The 16,169-nt window shown below is 57.6% G+C and carries 16 protein-coding genes and 2 tRNA genes; 9 read left to right on the forward strand and 9 right to left on the reverse strand.

What is annotated here, in order from left to right:
• Positions 1–9: 9 nt before the first annotated feature.
• The 4 genes from yidC to rpmH are packed head-to-tail and all read right to left on the reverse strand — an operon-like array spanning position 10 to position 1,773.
• Positions 10–987 carry a membrane protein insertase YidC gene (yidC, locus tag QP990_RS09850; protein WP_023020196.1) on the reverse strand — a complete coding sequence of 326 codons (978 nt, stop codon included), beginning with the start codon at positions 985–987 and terminating at the stop codon, positions 10–12.
• 13 nt (positions 988–1,000) lie between these two features.
• Positions 1,001–1,216 carry a membrane protein insertion efficiency factor YidD gene (gene yidD / locus QP990_RS09855; protein ID WP_080971176.1) on the reverse strand — a complete coding sequence of 72 codons (216 nt, stop codon included), beginning with the start codon at positions 1,214–1,216 and terminating at the stop codon, positions 1,001–1,003.
• A 47-nt stretch (positions 1,217–1,263) separates the two neighbouring features.
• Positions 1,264–1,626: a ribonuclease P protein component gene (gene rnpA / locus QP990_RS09860; RefSeq protein ID WP_023020197.1), complete on the reverse strand. Its 363-nt coding sequence runs from the start codon at positions 1,624–1,626 to the stop codon at positions 1,264–1,266.
• A gap of 3 nt (positions 1,627–1,629) precedes the next feature.
• Positions 1,630–1,773, reverse strand: coding sequence for a 50S ribosomal protein L34 (gene rpmH / locus QP990_RS09865; protein ID WP_003847033.1), 144 nt, complete (start codon positions 1,771–1,773; stop codon positions 1,630–1,632).
• Between the two features lie 669 nt (positions 1,774–2,442).
• On the opposite strand from rpmH, the gene dnaA reads away from it, so the two are divergent.
• From dnaA to gyrB, 5 genes are all read left to right on the forward strand, one after another.
• On the forward strand, positions 2,443–4,080 hold the full coding sequence (gene dnaA, locus QP990_RS09870; protein WP_023020198.1) for a chromosomal replication initiator protein DnaA: 1,638 nt from the start codon (positions 2,443–2,445) through the stop codon (positions 4,078–4,080).
• A gap of 699 nt (positions 4,081–4,779) precedes the next feature.
• Positions 4,780–5,961 (forward strand): DNA polymerase III subunit beta, encoded by a 1,182-nt coding sequence (gene dnaN, locus QP990_RS09875; RefSeq protein ID WP_023020199.1) that lies wholly within the window; start codon positions 4,780–4,782, stop codon positions 5,959–5,961.
• A complete protein-coding gene (gene recF, locus QP990_RS09880) occupies positions 5,961–7,154 on the forward strand; it encodes a DNA replication/repair protein RecF (protein ID WP_023020200.1) in 1,194 nt (397 codons plus the stop codon). Before dnaN ends, recF begins: the two co-directional genes overlap by 1 nt.
• Positions 7,147–7,716, forward strand: a complete 570-nt coding sequence (locus QP990_RS09885; protein WP_034655616.1) for a DciA family protein — start codon at positions 7,147–7,149, stop codon at positions 7,714–7,716. The genes recF and QP990_RS09885 overlap by 8 nt, the downstream gene beginning before the upstream one ends.
• Before the next feature lie 157 nt (positions 7,717–7,873).
• Positions 7,874–9,943, forward strand: a complete 2,070-nt coding sequence (gene gyrB / locus QP990_RS09890; protein WP_023020202.1) for a DNA topoisomerase (ATP-hydrolyzing) subunit B — start codon at positions 7,874–7,876, stop codon at positions 9,941–9,943.
• Positions 9,944–10,013: 70 nt separating this feature from the next.
• Here the strand turns inward: gyrB and QP990_RS09895 are convergent, their stop codons facing one another.
• The 5 genes from QP990_RS09895 to QP990_RS09915 are packed head-to-tail and all read right to left on the reverse strand — an operon-like array spanning position 10,014 to position 12,872.
• Positions 10,014–11,489, reverse strand: a complete 1,476-nt coding sequence (locus QP990_RS09895) for an MFS transporter (RefSeq protein WP_023020203.1) — start codon at positions 11,487–11,489, stop codon at positions 10,014–10,016.
• Positions 11,490–11,531: 42 nt separating this feature from the next.
• Complete coding sequence (locus QP990_RS09900; RefSeq protein WP_023020204.1) at positions 11,532–11,969, reverse strand: DUF6918 family protein; 438 nt, start codon at positions 11,967–11,969, stop codon at positions 11,532–11,534.
• Between the two features lie 20 nt (positions 11,970–11,989).
• A complete protein-coding gene (locus QP990_RS09905) occupies positions 11,990–12,346 on the reverse strand; it encodes a hypothetical protein (protein WP_023020205.1) in 357 nt (118 codons plus the stop codon).
• 37 nt (positions 12,347–12,383) lie between these two features.
• Positions 12,384–12,644 (reverse strand): hypothetical protein, encoded by a 261-nt coding sequence (locus QP990_RS09910; RefSeq protein WP_023020206.1) that lies wholly within the window; start codon positions 12,642–12,644, stop codon positions 12,384–12,386.
• 6 nt (positions 12,645–12,650) lie between these two features.
• A complete protein-coding gene (locus QP990_RS09915; protein ID WP_034655619.1) occupies positions 12,651–12,872 on the reverse strand; it encodes a hypothetical protein in 222 nt (73 codons plus the stop codon).
• 78 nt (positions 12,873–12,950) lie between these two features.
• Between QP990_RS09915 and gyrA the strand changes: the two genes are divergently transcribed.
• The 4 genes from gyrA to QP990_RS09935 all read left to right on the forward strand — a co-directional run bounded on the left by gyrA (position 12,951) and on the right by QP990_RS09935 (position 16,166).
• On the forward strand, positions 12,951–15,503 hold the full coding sequence (gene gyrA / locus QP990_RS09920; protein ID WP_239207721.1) for a DNA gyrase subunit A: 2,553 nt from the start codon (positions 12,951–12,953) through the stop codon (positions 15,501–15,503).
• A 3-nt stretch (positions 15,504–15,506) separates the two neighbouring features.
• Entirely contained in the window at positions 15,507–15,845 is a 339-nt protein-coding gene (locus QP990_RS09925; RefSeq protein ID WP_239207722.1) for a DUF3566 domain-containing protein, read from the forward strand.
• Positions 15,846–16,007: 162 nt separating this feature from the next.
• Positions 16,008–16,084: transfer RNA gene (locus QP990_RS09930), tRNA-Ile, on the forward strand.
• A 9-nt stretch (positions 16,085–16,093) separates the two neighbouring features.
• Positions 16,094–16,166 (forward strand) — tRNA-Ala (locus QP990_RS09935).
• The last annotated feature ends 3 nt before the right edge of the window (positions 16,167–16,169 follow it).

Genomic DNA, 16,169 nt, shown 5'->3' on the forward strand with positions numbered 1-16,169 from the left:
CCTCCGTGTTTATTTGTTTTTGCGCTGTTTCTTGGTGCGGTTGTCCTTCTTGCGGGCACCCGGCTTAGGTGCGGAAGTCCGCTTGGCCTCAGCCTTCGCGGCTTCCTCTTCTTCTTCCTCGCGGTCCATCTTGGCATAGACGATGCGGGTTTGGAAGAAGGTCCAGACCGTATTGGCCATCATGTAGAACAGCAAACCGATTGGCCAGATGAAGCCGGAGAAGATCAGCATAGCTGGCATGACCCAGAGCATCATCTTGGACATCATGGCCATTTGCTGTTGCATCATTTCCGCATTCTGGCCCTGTGGCGCTTGGGTCTTACCGGCGGCGCGGCGCTGTTCCTGGCGGTTTAGGCTCATGCGGGCGTTGAAGTGCGTCATAACCGCAATCACGGCGATCATCGGAACGATGATAACGGCGGCCTGGCTGGTGGTTACGCCCTCCACAGTCGGCGAGTTCAAGCGCAGGTTGGTCACCAGCGGGACATCGAAAATCTTGGCATCCAAGAACTGCTGGACCAGCTCCGGCTTAAAAATGTAGTTGGCAGTATTTGCGTTGTCCTCAACGGACATTGGATCGCCACTGGGGTGGCCAATGCCACCGGCTACGGCGACGGTGCGGTCGAAGGAGCGCAGTACGTGGAACAAACCAACGAACATTGGAATCTGCACAAATACCGGCAGGCAGCCGGCCATCGGACGAACGCCGGATTCCTTGTAGACCTTCTGCATTTCCTGCGCGGCCTTGGTCTGATCGTTGCCGTACTTCGCACGGATTTCCTGCACCTTAGGCTGGATTTCCTGCATCTTGCGCGAGGAACGAATCTGGCTGATGGTCGGCTTGACCATTAGCGCCTTAAGCGTCCAGGTCAACAGCACAATGGCCAGAATCCACGTAATGCCCCAGGATGGGTCCATCACGAGGGAAAGCAGCCAGTGCCAGAACCATAAAACGGCCGAAATTGGCCAGTAGATGAAATTAAGCACGAGTGTTTAATCCTCAGTTGTTGTTGGGGTCCGGAACCGGATCAAATCCGCCCGGATGCCAGGGGCCACATTTGCAGACCCTGGCAATTGCCATCGCCGTACCCTTGAATGCGCCATGTTTGGATAGCGCTTCAAGAGCATAAGCACTGCATGTCGGTTCAAACCGACAGGTCGATACCATCTTAAGGCCAGAGACATGTTTTTGGTAGAAACGAACCACTTTGACCATTGGTGTGGCCAATCCTCTGGCTGGGGGAATCTCCTCCCCGCGGGAATTTAGATATCCCATTGCTTGCGCAGTGCTTTAGCAAGATCTTTTTCTAATTGCTCACTGCTAGCAGTGGCGCTAGCGGGCAATGCACGAATGACCACATCCACGCTGGCGGGCAGCTTGGGAATGAAAGTCATGCACACATGGCGAAGCCGCCGGGAGGTGCGGTGGCGAACCACTGCATTCCCGACGGCTTTAGAAACAATTAAGCCAAAGCGCGGCCCAGTGGCTGCGATTTCGGCCTCCTTGTCCGTACCTGCGTTATCGCGCGCATGCACGACTACCGTACGAGTGCCCGCCCGGCGACTGCCCTTCATCGTGCGCCGAAACTGTGTCGGCGATGTGAGCTTGTGCTGGGCCGGAAGCATAACTTACGCAGTCAGCTTTGCGCGGCCCTTCTTGCGACGAGCCGCAACGATTGCGCGACCTGCACGAGTGCTCATGCGGGTGCGGAAACCGTGCTTACGAGCACGACGACGGTTGTTCGGCTGGAACGTGCGCTTACCCTTTGCCACGTTAATTCTCCTTGAAGTTGTGCGTAGGCACACCACCGCTAACAGCGGCGCACCCACTGATGATTAGATTCCATGAACCTGACGCATCACAGTCTCTCCGGTGCACGGCGAGCCGACGGGCCCAGCCAGTGCGAGGTGACGCTGTCACTTTCACGCGCAACTCTTTGTTGCAATAGACCATGCCAGATTACGTGATTTCTGCCGCTAGAAACAAATCGACACCCGGGTACACCCGAAATTACATAAATGTTTTTTCCTGCAGCTAGGCGGCCAGATTCCGGGCTCTTACTGCGCCGAATCCACCGCACTGGAGGACCTATCCAGATCGGCGTCCAGGGGGTGAATTTTTCTCACTAGACACACCCGCCGCTTCGGCGGTACAACAGAAGAATCAAATTCCACAGCCAAGCCTGGCATGTGGATAACTCTAAATCAACGCTTGAGACTTTTGCAGTTTCCGCAGCTTAACGCCATAAACCGGCCAATGAAGAGTTATCCACAGCCATGAACTAAGCTGTGAATAACTCTTTCATCCACACCTGTGGATAACTCTGTGGAGATCGAGGTGACTCGATAAAAACCACTGTGAAAACCACGGTGGAATCCACGGTGAAAATTGTTATTCAATGTCCACCCGTTCCCGACTGAATTCCACAAAGGTAGCCTGTTGTGACTGACCCACAAGCGAACCTGCATGCCATTTGGCGCGCGGTCGTTGATGACCTGCTCGCACAATCCGAGCAACCCAATTCCGAGGTCCCTAGTTTTTCCCATTCACAGCGCCTTTACCTCCAACTGGTCCGCCCCATCATGATGGTCGAGGGCTACACCCTCGTTGCCGCCGAGAACCTCGACGCCAAAAATGTGGTCGAAAATGAACTGGGTGAGTACATCGCCAAGGCCTTGACCCGGCATCTCGGGCGCCCCTGCTCCTTCGCGGTTACCTTGGCCACTCCGCAGGAACCACAACCAGCGGCCACAGAGCCTTCTCCACAGGCAGCTCCGCCGCAACAGCAGCAGGCTCCGCAAGCGCAACAACCCCAGCACACGGAGCCTCCCCAGAACTACATTCCGCGCCCGCAACACTCTGATACCGGTACGCAACCAGCGCCCGCACAAAACAACTGGCAATCCAGCCATGCCCCAGCCAGCTTGGATGAACTTGCCCAGCACTATAACCAGCAGCAGGCGCAGTCCGCGGGAAATTTCACCGATGCTAGCTCTAACTCCGCTCGCATCCCGCGCGAGGCTCCGGCACATGATCCCAACCGTGAAACTTCACTGAATCCGAAGCACACCTTCGATAGCTTCGTTATCGGTTCTTCGAATCGTTTTGCCAATGGTGCAGCCGTTGCTGTGGCCGAAAATCCCGCCCGTGCATATAACCCACTATTCATCTGGGGTGGCTCTGGTCTAGGCAAAACGCACCTTTTGCACGCCGCTGGTAATTACGCCCAGGTGCTGCACCCGGGTCTGCGCGTGAAATATGTGTCTTCGGAAGAGTTTACGAATGACTATATTAATTCGCTACGTGATGACCGCCAGGAATCCTTCAAACGGCGCTACCGCAACCTCGACATCTTGATGGTCGATGATATCCAGTTCTTAGAGGGCAAAGAATCCACCCAGGAAGAGTTCTTCCATACTTTCAATGCGCTGCACCAAGCCAATAAGCAGATCATTTTGTCTTCGGACCGCCCGCCGAAGCAGCTGACAACGCTGGAGGATCGCCTCCGCACGCGCTTTGAAGGCGGACTTATTACCGATATTCAGCCGCCAGATCTGGAAACGCGTATCGCGATTTTGATGAAGAAGGCGGCAAATGACGGCACCGAGGTGGATCGCTCCGTGCTTGAGCTCATTGCCTCGCGCTTTGAATCTTCCATTCGCGAGCTCGAAGGCGCTCTTATCCGCGTTTCGGCCTATTCCTCTTTGGTAGATGAGCCAATCAACGTAGAGATGGCGGAAATCGCATTGCGCGATCTGGCCCCGGATTCCGCTGATCGGCAGATCACCGCTACCTCAATCATGGAGGTCACGGCAGACTTCTTTGATATTGATGTGGAAACTCTGCGCGGCGCCGGCAAGAAGCGCGCGGTAGCGCATGCTCGCCAGCTGGCAATGTATTTGTGCCGCGAGCTTACCGAGCTATCCCTGCCCAAGATCGGTGAACAGTTCGGCGGTAAGGACCACACCACCGTCATTTATGCCGATCGCAAAATCCGCAAAGAGATGACCGAAAAGCGCAATACCTATGACGAGATCCAGGCGCTTACCCAACGCATCAAGAATCGCAGTCGCGCCTAAGCCTTAGCGTGCTGCCTCAGCGCTCTCCTTTATATAAGGAGGGCGCTTTTGTTTTCCCGATCCCGCTTCCCAGATTTCGCCGGGGTCACTTGGGGTTGAAACCAGCTAGAAAGCTAGACAGAATCCTCCACGCCGCACCGGCACACCCGTGTAATTTCACAAATAAGGCCCGAAACCCTCTAAAAAGGGCCGTTTATCTGCAAGAAAAGTTATCCACAGCGTTATTCACACTTGTGTAATTTCATCTTTGTAATTCATGGATCTTGCTCACAGTTTTAAATTCCACAGGCCTTGTGCTGGGAGAACCACCCTGTGATCAGTGTTGTGTGTAGATCAGTGATCAAATGACAAAACCTGTGGATAAAACGGCGATCCCACTAGTTGTCCACAATTCACCCCGATTGATCACAGCAAGATCACAAGATTTGCCACACCCCGGATCTGCGCCATGAACTTGTCATTTACCTAGTTACGCACAGATTGCACAGCGCTTATTACTACTACTAAATTATTTCTCTGATCTGTATAGAAGAAAGAGGGTGTGTGGAATTCGGCCCGCCCCGCCTCCGGCCAGGCGCGGATCGAGCGGGCAAAGATGGAATTACACGTTGTGGCGCACCGCGCCCAATGCGGTAAGTTGGAAGCCAGTCTTTTGTAAGTAACAAATTTCCTACTTGCCTCAGAGGAGCTCTTCGCACCATGGATGAAGCCGTGTCATTTCGCGTTGCTAAAGATGACCTTGCCAACGCCGTAGCGTGGGTTGCTCGCAGCCTGCCTTCCAAGGTCACTCAGCCCGTGCTTCGCGCGATGTTGATCACCGCGGATGACAATGGTCTTGAGTTCACCGGCTTCGATTATGAGGTTTCTACCCGCGTCCGCATCGCCGGCATGGTGGATGAGCCCGGACAGATTGCGGTAGCCGGCAAGCTCCTCTCCGATATCGTTGCTTCTTTGCCCAACAAGGAAGTAGAGATCTCCCAGGTAGATTCCAAAGCACTGGTTACTTGTGGTTCCTCTCGCTTCGAGCTGCCACTGATCCCACTGGATGATTACCCTCAGCTTCCGGTATTGCCAGAGGTTACGGGCACTATCCAGCCACAGCTTTTCGTCGAGGCCATCCACCAGGTCGCTGCCGCAGCCGGCAAGGATGACACCCTGCCTATGCTCACCGGTGTGCACATGGATATCCATGGCAAAGACATTGAGATGACGGCAACGGACCGCTTCCGTCTGGCCATGCGCACCTTGGAATGGGAGCCCAAGTCCCCGAACGTGGAAGCCAAGCTCCTGGTACCTGCTAAGACCCTCCAAGAAACCGGCCGTTCCTTGGATCCACATCTCAACATTCCAGTGGAGATCGCCGTTGGCACCGATGACAATATTGGTGCCGATGGTCTCTTTGGTCTGCACGCGGATAATCGCGAAACCACCACGCGCATGCTGGATGCGGACTTCCCCAATGTTCAGCCGCTGCTGCCGAAGAATCACACCAATATTGCCTCCATTGAGGTGGCACCGCTGCAGGAAGCAATCCGTCGCGTTTCTTTGCTGACGGATCGTAATGCACAGATTCGCATGGAATTCGCCGATGGTCAGGTAACCCTATCTGCCGGCGCGGATGCCGGTAACGCGACCGAGACCTTGCCGTGCGCTTTCCATGGCCGCGATGAGTTTCTCATTGCCTTCAATCCGGGCTACCTCAAAGATGGCTTGGCCGTCATCAACACCGACCGCGTGGTCTTCGGCTTCACCGAGCCTTCCCGCCCAGCCATTATGATCCCAGAACCGGAAGAGCTGCCTGAGGCCGATGAAGATGGCAACTTCCCCACGCCAGAGACCAACTTCACCTACCTGCTCATGCCGGTTCGCCTGCCGGGCTAATGTACGTCAGGGATCTCGATGTTCGGGATTTTCGCTCGTGGCCCGAACTTAATGTGCAGCTAGGGCCGGGGATCACCCTTTTTGTCGGGCGCAATGGCTTTGGCAAGACCAATATCGTCGAAGCCATTGGTTATACTGCCCATCTTTCCTCCCATCGCGTATCTCACGATGCGCCGTTGGTGCGTCAGGGTGCCGATAGTGCACGGGTGTCTATTACCGCGGTGAACCAGGGCCGCGAGCTCACCACCCATTTGCTGATTAAACCCCACGCGGCCAATCAAGCGCAGATCAATCGCACGCGCCTGCGCAGCCCCCGTGAGCTGCTGGGCGTGGTAAAAACGGTGCTCTTTTCCCCGGAGGATTTGGCCTTGGTGCGCGGGGAGCCGGCCGGACGGCGCGCTTATCTCGATAGCATCATTGCCTCGCGGACTCCGCGCCTTGCGGGTGTAAAGGCCGACTATGACAAGGTACTCAAGCAGCGCAATGCCTTGCTGAAATCAGCCTCCGGCAGCCTGCGCCGCGGCTATTCCGATAGCGACGGTGCCGCCGCATTGGCTACCTTGGATACCTGGGATGCGCAGCTTGCCCGGCTCGGCGCCCAAGTAATCGCCGCGCGCCTTGCGCTTGTCGACGCCCTCTTAGACCACATCCCCGCCGCTTATTCCGGCCTGGCACCAGAATCGCGGCCGGCGCAGGTGCAATATAAGTCCACGATCGACACCTCGGATCGCGAGGTACTAGAGGCCGTCTTGCTTACCGAGTTGGCCACCGCCCGGCAGCGCGAGATTGAACGCGGCATTTCCCTGGTGGGCCCGCACCGCGACGATCTGGTGCTTAATCTGGGTGATCAGCCGGCCAAGGGCTTTGCCAGCCATGGTGAGACGTGGTCCTATGCCATTGCGCTGCGCCTGGCGGAGTTTAATCTGCTGCGGCAAGAGGGAGGATCGGATCCGGTGCTCATTTTGGATGATGTATTTGCCGAGCTTGACGCCAAGCGCCGCAAGCAGCTTGTCCACCTGGCCGCCGAGGCCGAGCAGGTGCTCATTACCGCGGCGGTAGATGAGGACCTACCGGGGAACTTGGAACCCATCGTGCGCTACCGCGTGAGCGTGGAAGATACCGATACCGGCCGCATCTCCAAGCTCAGCGCTGAGGATGCCGTTGAGGATGGGGATGGTGACAAGGATGAGTGAGGAACAAGGGGGCGTCGGCAAGCAGCGCATTGATCCTGTCACCCAGTACTTTAAATTGGTACGGTCCACCTCCAAGAACCCGCCGAAGCTAACCCGTCCAGTGCCAAAGATGCCGGTGCCCTCTCTGGAGAAGGCACAAAAGCAGGGGTATATGGGCTATCAACGGGGCATTCCTACGGGACCAGATGGCAGGAAGAAACGGCGAACGCTGGCGGTGCCGAGCCTGGGAGCCCAAATCAGCCGCGAGGTAGTCAATCGCGGCTGGGAGCATGACCTGGCCAATGGCTGGGTGATGGGGAATTGGGAAAATCTCGTAGGCGAGCGCATCGCCGCCCATACGCAGCCGCAACGGATTAAGGACAAGGTTGTCTATGTGTCCTGCGATAACTCCACCTGGGCTACGGAGCTGCGCTATCTGCAGCGACAAATCCTGCGGAAAATCTCTGACCGCCTAGGCCCGGATGTCATTGTTGAGCTGCGCATTCATGGGCCCAAGCAGCAGCGAAATTATGAGGGGCGGCAGTGGGTGAAACCACAAGGATCGCAAGATACGTATGGCTAATAGGTTGCACTTGGATCCGACCTTTAAATCCTAAATAACCTCAGAGCGCGCCAGATTCCTATCTCTCACGGGTGTGGGGTGTCTTTCAGTAGGGGGTATCCGTGTAGAATAGTTAAAGTCTTAGAATTAGCTATAGCCAAAAGGAGAGCACGAATCCGTGGCTGAAGAACACGCATATGATGCCGGGTCAATTACGATCCTGGAGGGCCTCGAGGCCGTCCGTAAGCGCCCCGGCATGTACATTGGTTCGACCGGTTCGCGCGGCCTGCACCACCTCATTTGGGAGATCGTTGATAACTCCGTCGATGAGGCTATGGCCGGCTACGCCGATAAGGTTACCGTCAAACTGCTGGAAGATGGCGGCGTCGAGGTCATCGATAATGGCCGTGGTATCCCGGTAGAAATGCACGCCTCCGGCGCACCTACCGTCCAAGTGGTCATGACGCAGCTGCACGCCGGCGGTAAATTCGACTCCGACTCCTACGCCGTATCTGGCGGCCTGCACGGCGTCGGCATTTCCGTGGTGAACGCGCTTTCTACCCGCGTAGAAGCGGAAATTAAACGCGATGGTAAGCACTGGTATCAAAACTTCCAGAACGCCGTCCCGGATGATCTCGTTGAGGGCGGCAACGCCCGCGGCACGGGTACCAAAATCCGCTTCTGGGCGGATCCGGAAGTATTTGAAACTACCGAGTACGATTACGACATCATTGCTCGCCGCCTGCAGGAAATGGCCTTCCTGAATAAGGGCCTATCCATTGAGCTCATCGATGAGCGCGTTACCGAAGAGCAGATCGAGCTGGAAGAAATCGCCGATGCAGAATCCGGCGAGACCAGTGCGGATGAAACCTCCTTCGATGATGCCCCGGACGCTGGCGATACTTTCAACGAAGAATCCGGTGAAGCGGCGGAAGCTGCGGCGGAAAAGAAGCGCCGTAAGAAGATCACCTTCCACTACCCGGATGGCTTGACCGATTACGTCAAGTACCTCAATAAGTCCAAGACCGCGATCCACCCGACTATCGTTTCTTTCGATGCCAAGGGCGAAGATCATGAGGTGGAAGTAGCACTGCAGTGGAACCAGGGCTATAAGCAGTCCGTTCACACTTTTGCTAATACCATCAATACCCACGAGGGCGGCACGCATGAAGAGGGCTTCCGCGCGGCCCTAACCTCCTTGATGAACCGCTATGCCAAGGAGCATAAGCTCATCAAGGAAAAGGATGGCAACCTCTCCGGCGATGACTGCCGCGAGGGCTTGGCCGCCGTCATTTCCGTCAAGGTGGGCGATCCGCAGTTCGAGGGCCAGACCAAGACCAAGCTGGGCAATTCCGAAATCAAGGGCTTTGTCCAGCGTGCGGTGAACGAGCACGTCAATGACTGGTTCGATGCCAATCCGGCTGAGGCAAAGGCCATTATCAATAAGGCCGTGTCCTCCGCACATGCTCGCATGGCTGCCCGCAAGGCCCGCGAGATGGTGCGCCGCAAATCTGCCACCGACCTGGGCGGACTGCCCGGCAAGCTCGCGGATTGCCGCTCTAAGGACCCGAAGATTTCCGAGCTCTACATCGTGGAGGGTGACTCCGCAGGTGGTTCCGCTAAGGGCGGCCGTGATTCCATGTTCCAGGCCATCTTGCCACTGCGCGGCAAGATCTTGAACGTGGAGAAGGCCCGCATGGATAAGGTCCTCAAGAATGCTGAGGTCCAGGCGATTATTACCGCACTGGGTACCGGTATCCACGAGGAATTCGATATCAAGAAGCTGCGCTACGACAAGATCGTGCTCATGGCCGATGCCGACGTCGACGGCCAGCACATTGCTACGCTGCTATTGACCCTGCTCTTCCGCTTCATGCCCCAGTTGGTTGAGGACGGGCACGTGTACCTGGCTAACCCGCCGCTGTACAAGCTCAAGTGGTCCAAGGGCACTCCGGGCTATGCCTTTTCCGACGACGAGCGCGATAAACTGTTGGCCGAGGGTCTGGAGCAAAACCGCAAGATCAACAAGGATGACGGCATCCAGCGCTACAAGGGTCTGGGCGAGATGAACGCCGCCGAGCTATGGGAAACTACGCTCGACCCGAGCACCCGCATCCTGCGCCGCGTGGATTTGGAAGACGCGCAGCGCGCCGATGAGCTCTTCTCCATCCTCATGGGTGACGATGTCTCGGCCCGCCGCTCCTTCATTACCCGCCGCGCGAAGGACGTCCGCTTCCTAGACATCTAAAGCGCAGCACAAAGCCCACCGTGGAAAATACTGCGGTGGGCTTTAATTGTGGCGTTTTAAAGCGCGAGCCCTAGGCCTGGGAGCTGCGCTGATCCGCTACGGCGAATCCCAGGGAGGCTAGGCACATGGCTAGGATGACGCCGAAGCCGGCGACGATGGAAAGCGGCCAGTCCGCGTTCGTGCCGTGCAGGGTGGCAAAGACTATGGCCGTGATGACGGCAAGACCGATGGCCGTGCCGATGCGCTGGCCGGTCTGGAGGACAGCTCCCGACGATCCAGCGTAGGCCTGAGGGACATGTGCCAAGGTGAGCGTCTGGTTAGGGGAGATGACCGAGCCTTGCCCGCCGCCCACCAAGGAGAGCGACAGGACCATCCACCATTCGCTGGTACCCCATTGCTCGGTGGCCCAGATGAGCGCAATGGTGGCAACGAGCCCGGAGATGGTCACCATCATGCCGATAACCACGACCTTGCGGCCGTGGACGGACACTGACCGGCCGGCCAGTGTGGCAGAAATAGAGCTCAACAAAGCGGCCGGAATGCCTACGGATCCGGCAGCGAGGGCGGAGTGCCCGAGACCGCTTTGGAAGTAGAGCGCGACGAGCACCCAAATGCTGGTAATACCCATAAACCACAAGGTGGCGATGATGGTGCCATTGCGAAAGCTCGCAGTAGCAAAGATATTAAGATCCACCATTGGTGGATGACCGGTGGCCTTGTGTCGTCGCTCCCAAAGCACCCATGCCACCAGTAAAAACGCGCCCAGGAGCAGCAGCCACCACACGCCAGGTGTTCCAGAAGACTCCATGAAGGGGAAGAGGATGGCCCACACGGCGGCGCCAAGGATCACAGCACCAATGGGATCAAGGGTGGCTAGGGTCTTGAAAATTCCCAGTTTATTGCCCATTTCATCGCGTACACGAGAAAACAGCGGCCGCGGAAACCACATCAATCCCAAGATGATGGCAATAAGGCCGACGGGGAAATTGACCAGCATGGTCAACCGCCAGCCCAGGTCTGCGCCACCCAGGCGTATGAGCAAGCCGCCAAGTACCGGTCCAATGGCCACGGCGAGGCCCACCGTGGAGCCAAAATAGCCGAAGGCGCGGGCCCGCTCGGGGCCGCGGAAGTACTGCTGGATCATGCCCACGCCCTGGGGATTAAGCAGGCCAGCACCTATGCCTTGGATAAAGCGGGCGGCATTGAGTGCCTCAGCATTAGGGGCAAAACCGGCGACTGCGGCGCTGATGGAATAGATAGCGATGCCAGCTAGAAAGATGCCGCCGCGGCCGACGAGATCTCCGGCGCGGCCGGCCGCCACGAGGATGACGCCGAAAGTGAGCGCATAGCCGGAGAGCACCCATTGCACATCCGAATTAGAGGCCCCTAAACCCGATTGAATAGAGGGCAGGGCCACATTAACAATGGATACGCTCAGCAGCGACATAAAAAGCGCCGTGAGCAAAACGATAAGTACCCGCCAGCGGGCGGGATCTTGGCCGGCGGGGTACTCGGTCTGGTTAGCTGCGGAAGTAATCACTTCCACACTTATACCTGGCGGTGAGAAGGCGATTCAACTGCCGTGAATCTACATATGCTTCTGCAGCACGCGGCCGAAATCCGGAACCGCAGGGGTGAGGAATTTCGAGGCTTTACCGCGCAGGGAGTTATAAGGCTTAGACAGCGCGGGGGAGTTGACCTGCTCGGCGTGCTTATCGGCTACCGCCATGATGGAATCACTTACTTCGTTGCTACGCGGTTCCAGGAAGGAACCGAAATCCTGCTCGGCGCTGCCTGCAAACTCTTGCCAGTGCGGGTCCATAGCGTCGAGGACATCCGGTAGCACGCGGCCTAGCGCCTTGGTGATGATGGCGGAGTCGACCTTTTTCGCGGCGGCGACTGCGCCCTTCAGCGCCATGCCGGTAATGCCCGATTGCTTGGCGACGACCCTCTCAACCAGCTCGCCACAATCGCTTATCACCGCAGTGCGCTGCGGACCTGACATAAGTTCAGAAAGATGTCCCATGCTGCACCACCTTACGCGAGTTAAGCCGGCTGTCCCGGCAGGCCAGGGAGGTTGGCCTGAATGGCAGCAATCTGATCGGCGATCTGGCCCAAGCCAGCATCGCGGGCTGCCTTTTCCAGATCCACGTTGGGGGAGTAGAGGGCCACGGCGCTGGCCAGGGCGGTGACGCCCGCGGCCGCTGCGGTGATGATCAACGTGAGATCCAGTTGGGAAGAACCGGTAGAGGAACCACCAGTCTGGCCCTGTTCAAATTCCGGATTTACCTCGTCTTTCCAGGAATCCGCCTCAGCTGCAGTAGCGGTAGGAGCAGTGACGGCGGTGGCAGCTAGGGCAACGGCCGTAAGGCTCGATACGGCGATCTTCTTGACGTGGGACATGGTGCTAGTTCCTTCCTTGGGTCACTCTTCCCAAAACTTAGGCAACTTCTTTAACACTAAGGTAGACGCGCACGGTGAACTTTGCGAATTCTGCGTTATACCCGCTCAGCGCCGGAACGCGGGCTAAAACCTCCGCCATAGCGCGGGCGGCATCGCGGTGGCTATCGTGGATGGCTATTCCTTCCACCTTGGCAGTGCTGGCCGCCGCAGCGGCCGCAAGAGCAGCAAAATTGGTGACGCGGACGTTAAAGCGCGCGCAAAACTCGCGTGCCAAAAGGTAGAGCTGTTCGGTACTCATGATCACCTAGGACTGCGTGGGCCGGGCGCGGCGGATTTCCGCCTCCAGCTCAGCGCGGCCGGGGAGGAGGGCGCGGGCGGTGGATTGCACGTGGGCGTCGGCAAGCGTGCGGGCTGCCGCCGCAACAACAGCGCGCACCACCGCCTCGTGCTTGGAGGTGCCCTGCGCGGAAGCCAGTAGCGTGAGCGCGTGATCCTGTTCGGCCGTAAGCCGCAATGTCATTGCCATGCCTCAGTGATACCACGGTGATACCATGCGTGCGGCAATTCGGGCCCTGAAAGGCGCTAAAGGGTAGAATCTGGCGTTATGAGTGACAATAACGACGATCTTTTTGATCGCATATTTCCCATTGACATTAATGAGGAGATGGAGTCGAGCTACATCGACTACGCCATGTCCGTCATCGTCGGCCGTGCCCTGCCGGAGGTGCGCGATGGACTAAAGCCGGTGCACCGCCGCATCCTCTACGCGATGTTCGATTCCGGTTACCGGCCGGAGCGCGGCTACGTAAAGTCCGCCCGCCCGGTCTCGGACACCATGGGTCAGTTCCACCCGCACGGTGACTCCGCCATCTATGACACCTTGGTGCGCTTGGCCCAGTCGTGGAATATGCGCTACCCACTGGTGGATGGGCAGGGTAACTTCGGCTCCCGCGGTAACGATGGCCCAGCAGCAATGCGTTATACGGAGTGTAAGCTCACTCCGCTGGCCATGGAGATGGTGCGCGATATCCGCGAAAACACCGTTGATTTCTCGCCCAACTACGATGGCAAAACCAGCGAGCCGGACGTACTGCCGTCCCGCGTTCCAAACCTGCTGATGAACGGTTCGGGCGGCATTGCCGTGGGTATGGCCACCAATATCCCTCCGCATAACCTCAACGAGCTGGCTGAGGCCATCTACTGGCTACTGGATAATCCAGACGCCGATGAAGAGGCTGCGCTGGAAGCCTGCATGGAACGCGTTAAGGGCCCGGATTTCCCCACCGCGGGCCTCATCGTGGGCGATCAGGGCATCAAGGATGCCTACACCACCGGCCGCGGATCCATCCGTATGCGCGGCGTGACCTCCATCGAGGAATCTGGATCCCGCCAGACCATTGTGATTACCGAGCTGCCGTTCCAGGTCAACCCGGATAACCTCATCTCCAATATCGCGGAGTCCGTGGCCAGCGGCAAGATCGCGGGTATTTCCAAGATTGAGGATGAGTCCTCCGACCGCGTTGGCATGCGCATCGTCGTCACCCTCAAGCGCGACGCCGTGGCCCGCGTGGTGCTCAATAACCTCTACAAGCATTCCCAGCTGCAGACGTCCTTCGGTGCCAACATGCTCTCCATTGTCGATGGCGTGCCGCGCACTCTCCGCCTGGATCAGATGCTGCGCTACTACGTGGAGCACCAGATCGAGGTCATCGTTCGCCGCACCCAGTACCGCCTGAATGAGGCCGAAAAGCGCGCCCACATCTTGCGCGGTTTGGTCAAGGCACTGGACATGCTCGATGAGGTCATCGCCCTTATTCGCCGTTCGCCCACCGTGGACGAAGCGCGCGAGGGCTTGAAGGAGCTTCTCGACGTCGACGATATCCAGGCCGATGCCATCCTGGCCATGCAGCTACGCAAGCTGGCTGCCCTGGAGCGCCAAAAGATCATCGATGAATTGGCGGAAATCGAGCGCGAGATCGCTGATCTGAAGGATATCCTCGCCCGCGAGGAGCGCCAGCGCCAGATTGTCCACGATGAGCTGGCAGAGATCGTCGATAAGTATGGCGATGAACGCCGCACCGAAATCATTCCGGCAACCGGCGATGTGACCGATGAGGATCTTATCGCCCGCGAAAACGTTGTAGTCACCATTACTTCCACGGGCTACGCTAAGCGCACCAAGGTGGATTCCTACAAGGCGCAAAAGCGTGGTGGCAAGGGCGTACGCGGCGCTGAGCTCAAGCAGGACGATATTGTCAAGAACTTCTTCGTCTGCTCCACTCACGACTGGATCTTGTTCTTTACCAACTTCGGCCGTGTTTACCGCCTCAAGGCCTATGAGCTGCCAGAGGGCGGTCGCGCCGCACGCGGCCAACACGTGGCTAACCTGCTGGAATTCCAGCCGGAAGAAAAGATCGCGCAGGTCATCCAGATCCAGTCCTACGAGGATGCTCCTTACCTGGTTCTCGCCACCCAGCAGGGCCGCGTGAAGAAGTCCCGTTTGACCGATTATGAGTCCGCGCGTTCCGCTGGCCTTATCGCCATCAACCTCAACGAGGGCGATGCGCTCATTGGTGCACAGCTCGTCTCCGAGGGCGATGACATCCTGCTCACCTCCGAGCAGGGGCAGGCCATCCGCTTTACTGCGGACGACGACCAGCTGCGCCCCATGGGCCGCGCTACCGCTGGTGTGAAGGGCATGCGCTTCCGCGGCGATGACCAGCTGCTGTCCATGTCGGTAGTCCACGATGGCGAGTTCCTCTTGGTTGCCACCTCCGGCGGCTACGGCAAGCGCACCGCTATCGAGGAATACACCACGCAGGGCCGCGGTGGCCTTGGTGTTATGACCTTCAAGTACACCCCGAAGCGCGGCAAGCTTATCGGCGCCATCTCTGTGGATGAGGATGATGAAATCTTCGCCATTACCTCCGCCGGTGGCGTCATCCGCACCGAGGTGGACCAGATTCGTCCGTCCTCCCGTGCGACCATGGGTGTGCGCTTGGTGAACCTGGCCGACGATGTCGAACTGCTTGCCATCGACCGCAACGTCGAAGAAGATGGTGAGGAAGACGCTCAAGCTGTGGCTAAGGGCGAAAAGACCGTGGATGAAGTCCAGCAGGAGCACAAGGCTGGCGATGCTTCCAAGGATGAGGAGTAATTAATGGCACGACGAGACGTAACGATTACGCGAATCTCGCCTATCTCGGCGTTCCGCGTCGGTCTGGCCCTGTCACTCGTCGGACTGATCGCCTGGATGCTGGCCGTATGCCTGCTTTATATTGGCCTGAACCAGGTGGGGATTTGGGAATCGCTCAATAGCCTCGTCGGCGGCGTCGGCGGCGGATTCGAGGTCACCTTCGGTGTCGTCATCTCCGCCTCCGCGCTCATCGGCGTTATTTTCGCCGTTCTCCTTACGTTGCTGGCACCACTGATGGCGGTTATTTACAACGCCATCGTGGACGTCTTTGGCGGCCTGCGGGTCGACCTAGACAGCCGCTAGCGCCTCTCTTGCGTTTGAAGATACCGGCACCTTCGGGTGCCGGTATTTTTCTTTCTTTCGTGCGAATCTTTCCCCGCTTTTGAGTTGCCGGAAATATCTGCTGAACAGGCGATTTGTGTAAATCCGGGGATAGTATGTAGAGTTAATTCTCGTTCCGCACAAGGGCCTATAGCTCAGTCGGTTAGAGCGCATCGCTGATAACGATGAGGTCGCTGGTTCGATTCCAGCTAGGCCCACCACGGAACAATGGGGCATTAGCTCAATTGGTAGAGCATCTGCTTTGCAAGCAGAAGGTCAGGAGTTCGATTCTCCTATGCTCCACAG

Source organism: Corynebacterium sp. MSK071 (genome assembly GCF_030232125.1).
Taxonomy (GTDB): domain Bacteria; phylum Actinomycetota; class Actinomycetes; order Mycobacteriales; family Mycobacteriaceae; genus Corynebacterium; species Corynebacterium kefirresidentii.

What these genes read in the sequence shown, in the direction of transcription:
- yidD (WP_080971176.1), bottom strand. Translation starts at nt 1,216, where the DNA reads ATGGTCAAAGTGGTTCGTTTCTACCAAAAACATGTCTCTGGCCTTAAG.
- QP990_RS09925 (WP_239207722.1), top strand. Translation starts at nt 15,507, where the DNA reads ATGGCACGACGAGACGTAACGATTACGCGAATCTCGCCTATCTCGGCG.
- rnpA (WP_023020197.1), bottom strand. Translation starts at nt 1,626, where the DNA reads ATGCTTCCGGCCCAGCACAAGCTCACATCGCCGACACAGTTTCGGCGC.
- QP990_RS09905 (WP_023020205.1), bottom strand. Translation starts at nt 12,346, where the DNA reads ATGTCCCACGTCAAGAAGATCGCCGTATCGAGCCTTACGGCCGTTGCC.
- recF (WP_023020200.1), top strand. Translation starts at nt 5,961, where the DNA reads ATGTACGTCAGGGATCTCGATGTTCGGGATTTTCGCTCGTGGCCCGAA.
- QP990_RS09885 (WP_034655616.1), top strand. Translation starts at nt 7,147, where the DNA reads ATGAGTGAGGAACAAGGGGGCGTCGGCAAGCAGCGCATTGATCCTGTC.
- QP990_RS09915 (WP_034655619.1), bottom strand. Translation starts at nt 12,872, where the DNA reads ATGGCAATGACATTGCGGCTTACGGCCGAACAGGATCACGCGCTCACG.
- QP990_RS09910 (WP_023020206.1), bottom strand. Translation starts at nt 12,644, where the DNA reads ATGAGTACCGAACAGCTCTACCTTTTGGCACGCGAGTTTTGCGCGCGC.
- QP990_RS09900 (WP_023020204.1), bottom strand. Translation starts at nt 11,969, where the DNA reads ATGGGACATCTTTCTGAACTTATGTCAGGTCCGCAGCGCACTGCGGTG.
- gyrA (WP_239207721.1), top strand. Translation starts at nt 12,951, where the DNA reads ATGAGTGACAATAACGACGATCTTTTTGATCGCATATTTCCCATTGAC.
- dnaN (WP_023020199.1), top strand. Translation starts at nt 4,780, where the DNA reads ATGGATGAAGCCGTGTCATTTCGCGTTGCTAAAGATGACCTTGCCAAC.